This window comes from Actinoplanes sp. NPDC024001, assembly GCF_040638955.1.
Classification (GTDB): Bacteria; Actinomycetota; Actinomycetes; order Mycobacteriales; family Micromonosporaceae; genus Actinoplanes.
Genome location: NZ_JBEZZB010000110.1, coordinates 24,484 through 35,700 on the forward strand (window position 1 = coordinate 24,484; position 11,217 = coordinate 35,700).

Here is an 11,217-nt window from a genome sequence, read left to right on the forward strand (position 1 = left end):
CCTTCTATTGACATGTTTCGATTGGCGCGATGACATGGGAGCGCTCCCCAAATCCCCGTTCCCCGGAAGGAGCGCCTCTGTGAGACGGCTCATCGCGGTGACGACGGCGGCCCTCGTCGGCGCCCTCGCCCTCACCATCAGCCCCGCGCGGGCGGCGGGCGTCGAGAACGAGGGCGCCGACTGCCCGGTCCCGGCCCTGCCCGAGGCCGGCGCGCTGCCCACCGTCACCCGGCTCCCCGACCCCTTCACCCGGATCAACGGCAGCCGGATCACCTCCACCACGGACTGGCGATGCCGCCGCGAGGAGATCAAACGGCTCGCCGAGAAATTCGTCTACGGCACCAAGCCCGCCAAGCCGGCAAGCGTCACCGGGACGGTCTCGTCCACCGGCATCACCGTCACCGTGGCCGACAGCGGCCGCAGCGCGAGCTTCACGGCCCGGGTCGAGCTGCCGAGCGGCACCGGCCCCTTCCCGGCCGTGGTCGTCCTCGGCGGGTTCGGCACGGACACCGCCGCGATCAAGGCCGCCGGCGCCGCGGTGATCAGCTACGACCCGTACGTGGTGGGCCGCGAGGGCACCCCGCGCAGCAACAAGCAGGGCGCGTTCTACAGCGTCTACGGCTCGTCGAGCAGCACCGGCCTGCTGGTGGCCTGGGCGTGGGGCGTCAGCCGGATCATCGACGTGATCGAGCAGTCCGGCGGCAGCGTGCTGAGGGCCGACGCCACCGGGGTCACCGGATGCTCCCGGTTCGGCAAGGGCGCCATCGTCACCGGCGCGTTCGACCAGCGGATCGCGCTGACCATGCCGATCGAGTCGGGCAGCGCCGGCGTGCCGATCTTCCGCGGCATCCCCGGCGAGGGCGCACAGAGCCTGAGCAGCGCGTACGGCGAGCAGCCCTGGCTCGGTGACGCGTTCGGCTCGTTCACCGGTTCCCCCACCCGGCTGCCGGTCGACACCCACGAGCTGGTGGCGATGGTCGCGCCGCGCGGGCTGTTCATCATGGACAACCCGCACATCGCCAACCTCGGTCCGCGGTCGGCGAGCGTGGCCGCGCTGGCCGGCGCCGAGGTCTACCAGGCGCTCGGCGCGGGCGACAACATCACCTACTGGTCCGACGTGCAGGACGGCAGCCACTGCGCCAACCGGGCCGAGTGGCGTGAGCCGTTGCAGCGCACCATCCAGAAGTTCCTGCTGCGCACCGGCAGCCACACCGGCACGATGCGGATCTCCAGCCGGGCGGCGGGCAACCTGGCCGAGTGGCGGGACTGGCAGACGCCGGTGCTCGGCACGTCGCCGTCCTCGCCCAGCTCGCCCTCCCCCGGCTCACCGGGCCCCAGCTCGCCCGCGCCCAGCTCCCCCGGTCCGAGCACGCCGGTGGGGGCGTGCGGCGCGACCTATCGCACGGTCAACTCCTGGTCGGGCGGGTTCCAGGGCGAGGTCACGGTCAAGGCGGGCAGCGCGGCGATCAACGGCTGGACGGTCGGCTGGGGTCTCGGCGCCGGGCAGACGATCAGCCAGGTCTGGAACGGCACGCACGCGGTCAGCGGATCGGCGGTCACGGTGCGCAACGCCGCCTACAACGGGGCGCTGGCCGCGGGCGGGCAGACCACCTTCGGCTTCGTCGCCGCAGGCAGCCCGTCGGCGCCCACGCTCACCTGCGCCAGCCCCTGACCGGGCCGCTCAGCCGAGGTACGGCGGGGCGACGCCCCAGCCCCAGTGGGGGACGGGCGCCCGCCGTACCGGATCGGCGCCGGGCTGGGAATTGCTCAGCGCAAGCCGCGTGCCCCACTCGATGTAGCCGACGAAGGCGGCCCGGAACTCGGGGTCGGCCGGCAGGCCGACCTCGTCGGCGGCGTCGAGCAGCAGATCGACCCAGCGGCGCCGCTGCGGCTCGGTGATCGCCTTGCCGAGGTGGTGCCGCAGCATGGCGGGATAGCCGCCGCGCTCGCCGGTGTAGCGCGCCGGGCCGCCGAAGACCTCGCCGAGCCACATCGCGACGTGCCGCGGATGCTCCGGGTCCATGTGGGCGAAGAGCGGCCCCACCACGTCGTCGGCCTTGACCCTGTCGTAGAAGCTCGCGGTGAGCCGCTCGAACGCCTCGGCTCCACCGGCCCACTCGTACAGCGTGGGCACCGAGGCGCCGGCGCCGCGCACCGCGGTGGGCTCGTAGTGCCGCATCTCCTCGATCGCCGCGACATAGGGCCGGATCTCGGCGAGGAAGCCGGGGAACAGCTCACCACCGCGGAAGCCCCGTAGGTGGTCCTCCGGCGAGGTCCAGGTGATGCGCAGGATGTAGACGCCCGGCTCCTCGGTGCAACGGCTGAGCTCGAAGTCGACGCACTGCGGAGCCCGGGCCAGGAACGGCGCCGCGCGGGCATAGGCCGCCTCGAACTCGGCCGTGCGGTCGCCGGACAGGCGGTACCGGATGTACTCCACCGTCATTCTGACCTCCCCGTCAGACGGTAATCCGGTAATCATGTAATCACGCCCCGGTGCCGCCGCGCTGCCCCGCGGCGGCGTCCACCGCTACTGAGCGAGCGCCCAGCGGCCGCGGCCGTTGCGCTTCGCCTCGTACATCGCGCGGTCGGCGGTGCGAAGCACGTCGGCGTCGCGGGCCGGCGCGCCGGCTGCCTCGACGGGACCGTAGGCGGCGATGCCGACGCTGACGCCGACGTCGAGGGTGCCGCCCCGGAACGCGATCGGCTGGGCCACGTCGGCCAGCACCCGCTCCGCGAGGCGGATCGCCTCCGGCTCCGGCAGGTCCGGGCAGAGCAGCACGAACTCGTCGCCGCCGAGGCGCACCACCAGGTCGCTGCCGCGGACGGCCGAGGACAGCCGCCGGGCCACCGCGGTGAGCACGTGGTCGCCGGCGTCGTGGCCGTACCGGTCGTTGATCTCCTTGAAGCCGTCCAGGTCCAGGTAGAGCACCGCGATCGGGCCGGTCTGCTGCGGCAGGACCCGCTCCAGCTCGCTGCGGTTGGCCGCCCCGGTCAGCGGGTCGTGGCGGGCCTGGAACGCCAGCTGCGCCTGGGCCTTCTCCTGCTCGCGGACCGCCATGGTGAAGCGGCTCAGGATGAACGCGGTGCTCAGCGCGGTCGCCACCAGCGCGACGACGGCGTTGCGCTGCAGACCGGACTCGATCAGCGACAGCGTCGGCGCGGTCAGGAAGGCCAGGCCCAGGAAGAGCACCCGCGACGGGTGCAGCACCTTCGACTGGTGCCCGGCCCGGGTCAGCTCGTCGCGGCCGGGGTGCAGGCAGGCGGCGATGAGCAGCGCGTTGCCGAACAGGATCAGCGGGCCGATCTTCGACACCAGGGCGTAGTCGAGGAACAGCGGCAGCACGTTGTAGGAGACGTCCACGGCCAGGTAGAGCACCACCGCGCCGAGCAGCAGGCGGGTCGGCGCGCCGCGGGTGCCCGGCGACAGCGCGATGAACAGGGTGGCGGTCAGCAGCACCACCGACGCGATCGGGTACATCGGCGGCACCAGCGTCTCGGCCAGCGAGTACCCGGTGCCGAGGTTCGGCACGATCAGGAACTGCCAGCTCGCCATCGCCGCGGCGACCGCCAGGGTCAGCCCGTCCAGCACCGCGCCGCGCATCCGGCCCGGCGCCCGGCGGCGGGCCATCATCGTCAGCGCCACCGCCAGCAGCGGGTAACCGGTCAGCCAGCACACGTCGGCGACCCCGACCGGCGGAACCTGGTCCAGGTAGAAGTAGAACAGCTCGATGACGTCGCCGAGCAGCCACAGCGACTGGGAGGTGGCGACCAGCGCCCACGGGCGGCGCCCGGGACCGGCCGGGACCCGGCGTACGGCCAGCCACGCCACGGTGCACAGCGTCAGGTAGACGCCGAGATAGAGGATGTTGCCGAGCGTGGTGTCGTACGTCGCGACCAGCACGGCGACGGCGATCGCGGCGGCGCCGAGGAACAGCCAGAGCCTACGTGTTGCCATGGACGACCTGTCGGCACGCCGACGGCCGACCTGTGGCTAACCGCAGTGAGGCGGGTCACGCCTTGCGGGCCGCCGGCTTGGAGAGCACCTCGACGTTGCTGAACCAGGTGGTCACCCGGACCCGGATCTCCGGGGTGCCCGGCAGCCGCGGCACCGGCGCCAGCCGGGTCTCCTGGTTGCTGAAGGCCCGCAGCCCGGTCACGTCGACCTCGACGCCCTCCGGGACGAGGATCTTCAGCTCGCCGAAGACACAGCTGCCGGTGATCTCGATGACGTCCGCACCGGTGGCCAGGTCACGCAGGTCGATGTTGGTCGAGCCGAACACCGTGTAGGTGCCCAGGCGCCCGGAGCGCAGCCGCCACCGCCCGCGCCGTTTGGTGTTGCTGAACACCGTGATCACCTTCTCCACGGTGTGCGACGTGCCGACCAGCGGCGTCGGGGCGAGACTTGCGGTGACCCGGGCCAGCTCGGCGTCGCTCTCGGCGGCCCAGACCTCACCCACCCGGACGCTGAACTCCTCGAGCGTCAGGCGGCCCTCGCCGCAGGCCTGCTGCAGCAGCTCGGCCACCCGCTCGCGCTCGCCGTCCGAAGGCACCGCCGGTACAGGAAATCCCACGCGCCGAACCTAACCACCGAGCGCAACCGAACGGCAACCCCGGCCGCAACCCCCGGCGGGCAGACTGCGGCCCGTGCGCAGACGAACAGTGGCCGTCATCGCGGTCGTCGCCGCGGTCGTCAGTCTGGCCGGCGGCATCGCCGGTCCCCTGTACGCGGCGTTCGGCGCGAACTGACAGACTTGCAGGATCATGACGCTGACCGATCGCCTTCCCGGTAACGCCGAACCCGACGCCGTCTTCGATGCCTTCCAGGCCTGGGTCGGGGAGCAGGGCCTCACCCTGTACCCGCACCAGGAGGAGGCGCTGATCGAGATCGCGACCGGCGCCAACGTCATCCTGAACACCCCCACCGGGTCCGGCAAGAGCCTGGTCGCGACCGGTGCGCACTTCGCCGCGCTCGCCGCCGAGCGCACCACCTTCTACACCGCGCCGATCAAGGCGCTGGTGAGCGAGAAGTTCTTCGCCCTCTGCGCGGTCTTCGGCGCGCACAACGTCGGCATGCTCACCGGCGACGCCAGCGTGAACGCGGACGCCCCGATCATCTGCTGCACCGCGGAGATCCTGGCGAACCTGGCGCTGCGCGAGGGCGCCGAGGCCGACATCGGCCAGGTCGTGATGGACGAGTTCCACTTCTACGCCGAGCCGGACCGCGGCTGGGCGTGGCAGGTGCCACTGATCGAGCTGCCGCAGGCCCAGTTCATCCTGATGTCGGCGACGCTCGGCGACACCACCCGCTTCGTCGACGACCTCACCAAGCGGACCGGGCGCCCGACCGCGGTGGTCAGCAGCGTCGAGCGGCCGGTCCCGCTGCTGTTCGAGTACGCGATGACGCCGCTGCACGAGACCATCGAGGAGCTGCTCTCCACCAAGCAGTCCCCGGTCTACATCGTGCACTTCACCCAGGCCGCCGCCCTGGAACGCGCCCAGTCGCTGATGAGCATCAACATGTGCACCCGCGAGGAGAAGGACAAGATCGCCGCGGCGATCGGCAACTTCCGGTTCACCGCCGGTTTCGGGCGCACCCTGTCGCGGCTGGTCCGGCACGGCATCGGCGTGCACCACGCGGGCATGCTGCCGAAATACCGCCGCCTGGTGGAGACCCTGGCCCAGGCCGGCCTGCTCAAGGTGATCTGCGGGACGGACACGCTCGGCGTCGGCATCAACGTGCCGATCCGCACCGTCCTCTTCACCGGCCTGTCGAAATACGACGGCGTCAAGACCCGCCTGCTCAAGGCCCGCGAGTTCCACCAGATCGCCGGCCGCGCCGGGCGGGCCGGCTACGACACCATCGGCACCGTGATCGTGCAGGCCCCGGAGCACGTCATCGACAACGAGCGGGCCCTGGCGAAAGCCGGCGACGACCCGAAGAAGCGGCGCAAGGTGGTCCGCAAGAAGCCGCCGGAGGGCACGATCGGCTGGGGCCGGCCCACCTTCGACCGGCTCGTCGAGGCCGAGCCGGAGCCGCTGACCTCCTCGTTCCAGGTGTCGCACGCGATGCTGCTCAACGTCATGAACCGCGGCGGCGACCCCTACCCGGCCCTGCGCCACCTGCTGACCGAGAACCACGAGGAACGGCCGTCGCAGCGCAAGCTCATCCGCCGGACGGTGGCTATCGCCCGGGCGCTGATCGCGGGTGGCGTGATCGAGCGCACCGACTCCGGGGCCTACCGCCTGGTCGAGGACCTGCAGCTGGACTTCGCGCTCAACCAGGCGCTCTCGCCGTTCGCGCTGGCCTGCCTGGAACTGCTCGACAGGGAGTCGCCCGAGTACCCCCTGGACGTCGTCTCGGTGATCGAGTCGACGCTGGAGGACCCACGCCAGGTGGTCTCGGCGCAGCGCCAGAAGGCGCGCGGCGAGGCGGTCAACGCCATGAAGGCCGAGGGCATCGAGTACGAGGAGCGCATGGAACTCCTCGAGGACGTCACCTGGCCGCAGCCGCTGAAGGAACTGCTCGAGGCGGCGTACGAGACGTACCGCCGCGGCCACCCGTGGGTCGCCGACTACGAGCTGAAGCCGAAGTCCGTGGTCCGCGACATGTACGAGCGGGCCATGACCTTCACCGAGTACGTCTCGTTCTACGGCCTGTCCCGCTCCGAGGGCCTGGTGCTGCGCTACCTGGCCGACGCCTACCGGGCGCTGCGCCAGACCGTCCCCGAGGACGCCCGCACCGAGGAGCTCACCGACCTGATCGAGTGGCTCGGCGAGCTGGTCCGCCAGGTCGACTCCAGCCTGCTCGACGAGTGGTCGCGGCTGCAGAACCCGGGCGCCGAGGTCGAGGAGGTCCGCCTCGACGACAAGCCGCCCGCGGTCACCCGCAACGCCCGTGCCTTCCGGGTGCTGGTGCGCAACGCCATGTTCCGCCGGGTCGAGCTGGCCGCGCTGCGCCGCTGGGACCTGCTCGGCGAGATGGACGCCGAGTCCGGCTGGACCGCCGACCGCTGGCAGAAGGCCATCCAGGAGTACTACGAGGAGTACGACGAGCTGGGCACCGGCCCGTCGGCGCGCGGCCCGGCGCTGCTGCACATCGAGCAGGGCGCCACGGCGTGGACGGTCCGGCAGGTCTTCGAGGACCCGGAGGGCGACCACGACTGGGGCATCGACGCCACGGTCGACCTCGCGGCGTCCGACGAGACCGGCACCGCGGCGATCACCGTGACGGCGGTCGGCCCGCACTGACCCGGTGGTATAAGCCAGAAGCTATCTAACGCTGTCGATGGATGGCGGCTACCTTACGGCCATGAACCGTACTGTCGCCGCCACCGCCGCAGCAGGGATCCTGCTCCCGGTCGGTCTGGCCGCTGTCATCGCCGCCGGCCCGGCCGGCGCTGCACCCTCCGGGGCGACGCCGCTGGCGCCGTCCGGCGACGCCGCCTCCGCGGCGATGCTCGCCGCCATGCAACGGGACCTGGGCCTCACCGAGAAGGCGGCGCGGGCGCGCATCGCCGCCGACGACACCGCCAGCCGTACCGAACTGGCCCTGCGCAAGCAGCTCGGCTCCGCGTTCGCCGGCGCCTGGCTCGGCTCCGGCGACAAACTGGTCGTGGCCGTCTCGGACGCGGCCAAGGCCTCCGCGGTCACCGCCGCCGGGGCGAGCGCGAAGGTCGTCGCCAACAGCGGCTCCAAGCTCGACCTGATCAAGGAGAAGCTGGACGCGGTGGCGGCCAAGGCGCCGGCCGGCAAGGTGCCGGGCTGGTACGTCGACGTGAAGACCAACAGCGTCGTGGTGCAGGCGCACGGCGCCACCACGGCGGCCAAGGCGTTCATCAAGGCCGCCGGTGTCGACGCCGGCGCGGTGCGGGTGGAGACCACCGCCGCGCTGCCGCGGCTGTTCTACGACGTCCGCGGCGGCGACGCCTACTACATCGGCGGCGGGCGCTGCTCGGTCGGCTTCTCGGTCAACGGCGGGTTCGTGACCGCCGGGCACTGCGGCAACACCGGCAACGCGACGACCGGCTTCAACCGGGTCGCCCAGGGCACCTTCCAGGGCTCGTCGTTCCCCGGCAACGACTACGCCTGGGTGTCGGTCAACGCGAACTGGGTTCCGCAGCCGTGGGTCAACAACTACTCCGGCGGCAACGTGACGGTGGCCGGTTCCACGGTCGCGGCGATCGGCGCGGCGATCTGCCGGTCCGGTTCCACCACCGGCTGGCGCTGCGGCACCGTGCAGGCCTACAACCAGACGGTCAACTACGCGGAGGGCTCGGTCTCCGGGCTGACCCGCACCAACGCGTGCGCCGAGCCGGGTGACTCCGGCGGCTCGTGGCTCAGCGGCCAGCAGGCGCAGGGTGTCACCTCCGGCGGGTCCGGCAACTGCACCTCCGGCGGCACCACGTACTTCCAGCCGGTCAACGAGATCCTCACCGCGTACGGCAGGACCCTGGTGACCAGCGGCGGCGGTGGCACCACCCCGCCGACCACCCCGCCGACCGGCTGCTCCGGCTACGAGTTCTCGGTGACCGGTTCGCTGGCCAGCGGAGGCAGCGCCTACCAGCCGAACAACAGCTACTACTACTCGTCGGCGTCCGGCGCGCACCGCGGCTGCCTGGACGGCCCCACCGGCACCGACTACGACCTCTACCTGCAGAAGTGGAACGGCAGCAGCTGGGCGGCGGTCGCGCAGGGCGCCACCTCAGCGGCCGACGAGACGGTGAGCTACACCGGCACGGCTGGCTACTACCGCTGGCGCGTGCACGCCTACAGCGGCTCGGGCACCTACGCCCTCGGCTACACCAACCCGTAAGCTCCCCCAGCTGCCCGCCGGCGCGCCTCAGCGCCTCGGCGGGCAGCTCCATGTCGCCACTGGTGCATTCACTCGATCGGGGAACCTTCGCCCACCGGCGGCAACGTGGCATGATTCCCCCTGGAAACGTGGCATGATCCCCGTGATAGGTATGCCGACGACTCGACCTTCCCTCATCGCCGAGGCATGAAACGAAAGAGGATCTCACGTGCACGACGAGACCCCGGATCCCGCCGTGCACGTAACTCGCCGCCTCGGCAAAAGCCCTCAAGAACGCGGAAGTCTCGGAAATGGGACATGTCCGGATATTTTTGAGCTGAGTGACGGCCGGTTCGCGGTGATCGGTACAGACATGACCGGCGACCTGGAACTACCTGCCGATGCCGGCTGTGCGTCATACGAGCGCGTCGTGGTGATTACTCGCGAGACGCTGACCAGCGCGCGGCGCGACATTCCCACCCACTGACCACTCACACCACCTTGAGGGTCTCATCGCGCTCCCGCCCGGCCCGCTGACCGACCAGAGACGCAGCGGCATCGTAATGTTCACACAGCCGGTCGATCTGCATGGCCAGGCTGTGCTCCGCGCTGCCCTCCACCAGTGAGGACCTAGCGGAGCGGGCGGCGTGCCAGTACTCGCGCATCAGCGGGCTGGTGAACAGATACCGAAAATGCTCGACAATGTCCCTTTCGCTGTACTCACTGACCCGCAACGCGGTCCACTGATAGTGGAAGATCGCATTGGCGTAGAGGAACTGGCGATTCTTCTTCTCCGAGGTCTGACCGTCGAACGGTGGCCAGACCTCAGCGAGATCGGGGTCCTGAATGCTCAGTTTCAGGATTTCCAGGTGCAGCAGGCGCAGGTTCGCCTCTGCTGTCCGGTGCAGTTCCGCGTCCGCGCGGATCAAGGCGGTGCCCTGCTCCCGGGAGTCCGCACGCTGTAGGCGCAGCTCCTGATACTGCAGCCAAAACGTCACAATCAGCGCAGTGAGTGCCATGCCGTTGCACACCGCGCTGATGGCACCGAAGGACTCACCCACGTCGCTGAGCGTCTCCCACCGCGCGGAGCCGTAGCGTTCACTGAGGGCGTTCACCACCACGACTCCCGCGGCCAGAGTGCCGATGGCAGCGATGGCGGACACGAGTAGCCACATGCTGACCTTGCGGACGGCCGTACCGGTCGCTGCCTCCATCGTCGCCACTCCTGTTCCGCGAGCCGCCGGCCCTCGGCGACGGTGCACCAGTCGGCGGCTATATACCGCCTCGCCGAAATGATCGAGCCGAACATTCTCTCTTGTTTATTCTTGAGTGTGATAGAAGCTCGCAATTTCCTCCAGGGCCTAAATTCGCAGGCTTAACTGCGACATAGCTGTTTGCTTTGTAGTTGAATGCCATATGCAAATTCCTTCCGTCACGACACGAGCTTGCGCGACGACGTGCCCCAGATGAGGAGTGGACCCTACGCGAGCCGGGTTGAGTGGCATTGACCGATGCGATTCAGCGGCCGGTGATCTCCTTGCGGGCGCGCCGGGAGAAGACGCCGGAGAGGGTGGCCGCCGAGTTCGCCGGGGCGGCCGGGAAGCGCACGGTGAACGTCGTGCCCAGCCCCGGCGTGCTCTCCGCCTCCAGGGTGCCGCCCTGGTCGGCGACGATGCGCCGGGCGATGGTCAGCCCCAGACCGGAGCCGCCGGTGGCGCGCTGCCGGGCCGGGTCGGCGCGCCAGAACCGGTCGAACACCCGGGACACCTCGTGCGGGGTCATGCCGACGCCGGTGTCCCGTACGCTCAAGATCGCAGCGACCTCGTCGCGCGTCACCCGCAGCTCCACCCGCCCGCCCGCGTCGGTGTAGCGGATCGCGTTGCTCAGCAGGTTGCCCAGCACCTGGCGGGTGCGGTCCGGGTCGGCCTCGATGCGCACCGGCTCGGGCGCGTCCACCACCAGGTCGATGCCGGCCGCGGTGGCCACCGCCCGGTGCGCGGTGGCCGCGGTCTCGGCCAGCTCTGCCAGGTCCACCGGCACCGGCGTGTAGTTCAGCTCGCCCGCCTCGGCCAGCGCGAGCACGTGCAGGTCGTCGAGGATGCGGCGTTGCAGCAGCGTCTCCTCGTGCAGCGAGGCGAACAGCTCCGGGCTCGGCTCGATCACCCCGTCGGCCAGGCCCTCCAGGTAGCCGCGCAGGTTCGACAGCGGCGTACGCATCTCGTGGGCGACGTCGGCGATCAACCGGCGCTGGCGTTCCTCGCTGCGCTGCAGCGCCTGCGCCATCGCGTTGAACGACGCGGACAGCCGGGCCAGCTCGTCCTGCCCGCTGTCCGGCACCCGCACGTCGAGGCGGCCCGCGGCCAGCTGCAGCGACGCGCCGGTCAGCAGCCGCACCGGGCGGCTGACCCGCCGCGCCACACAGGCCG

At 70.9% G+C, this 11,217-nt stretch carries 9 protein-coding genes; 4 read left to right on the forward strand and 5 right to left on the reverse strand.

The genetic code is table 11. The annotated features are described in order from the left end of the window. The first annotated feature begins 79 nt into the window (after positions 1-79). On the forward strand, positions 80-1,672 hold the full coding sequence (locus AB0F81_RS33770; protein ID WP_360203826.1) for a cellulose-binding domain-containing protein: 1,593 nt from the start codon (positions 80-82) through the stop codon (positions 1,670-1,672). A 9-nt stretch (positions 1,673-1,681) separates the two neighbouring features. Here AB0F81_RS33770 and AB0F81_RS33775 read toward each other — a convergent pair whose 3' ends face one another. From AB0F81_RS33775 to AB0F81_RS33785, 3 genes are all read right to left on the reverse strand, one after another. After that, the gene (locus AB0F81_RS33775; protein ID WP_360203828.1) at positions 1,682-2,443 is read right to left on the reverse strand and encodes an antibiotic biosynthesis monooxygenase; all 762 of its coding nucleotides are present in this window, start codon (positions 2,441-2,443) and stop codon (positions 1,682-1,684) included. Between the two features lie 84 nt (positions 2,444-2,527). Beyond that, positions 2,528-3,955, reverse strand: a complete 1,428-nt coding sequence (locus AB0F81_RS33780) for a GGDEF domain-containing protein (RefSeq protein ID WP_360203830.1) — start codon at positions 3,953-3,955, stop codon at positions 2,528-2,530. Positions 3,956-4,010: 55 nt separating this feature from the next. Continuing rightward, the gene (locus tag AB0F81_RS33785; protein ID WP_360203832.1) at positions 4,011-4,571 is read right to left on the reverse strand and encodes a DUF1707 domain-containing protein; all 561 of its coding nucleotides are present in this window, start codon (positions 4,569-4,571) and stop codon (positions 4,011-4,013) included. Between the two features lie 190 nt (positions 4,572-4,761). Between AB0F81_RS33785 and AB0F81_RS33790 the strand changes: the two genes are divergently transcribed. The 3 genes from AB0F81_RS33790 to AB0F81_RS33800 all read left to right on the forward strand — a co-directional run bounded on the left by AB0F81_RS33790 (position 4,762) and on the right by AB0F81_RS33800 (position 9,278). Further along, positions 4,762-7,248 carry a DUF3516 domain-containing protein gene (locus AB0F81_RS33790; RefSeq protein ID WP_360203833.1) on the forward strand — a complete coding sequence of 829 codons (2,487 nt, stop codon included), beginning with the start codon at positions 4,762-4,764 and terminating at the stop codon, positions 7,246-7,248. Positions 7,249-7,309: 61 nt separating this feature from the next. Next, positions 7,310-8,812, forward strand: coding sequence for a S1 family peptidase (locus AB0F81_RS33795; protein WP_360203834.1), 1,503 nt, complete (start codon positions 7,310-7,312; stop codon positions 8,810-8,812). A 208-nt stretch (positions 8,813-9,020) separates the two neighbouring features. Beyond that, complete coding sequence (locus AB0F81_RS33800; RefSeq protein ID WP_360203835.1) at positions 9,021-9,278, forward strand: hypothetical protein; 258 nt, start codon at positions 9,021-9,023, stop codon at positions 9,276-9,278. A gap of 4 nt (positions 9,279-9,282) precedes the next feature. On the opposite strand, the gene AB0F81_RS33805 is transcribed toward AB0F81_RS33800, so the two are convergent. Together AB0F81_RS33805 and AB0F81_RS33810 are read right to left on the reverse strand one after the other, a co-directional pair. Then, positions 9,283-10,005: a DUF6082 family protein gene (locus tag AB0F81_RS33805; RefSeq protein WP_360203837.1), complete on the reverse strand. Its 723-nt coding sequence runs from the start codon at positions 10,003-10,005 to the stop codon at positions 9,283-9,285. Positions 10,006-10,309: 304 nt separating this feature from the next. Then, positions 10,310-11,217: ATP-binding protein (locus AB0F81_RS33810; protein WP_360203839.1), on the reverse strand; the 908-nt coding region annotated here is incomplete at its 5' end.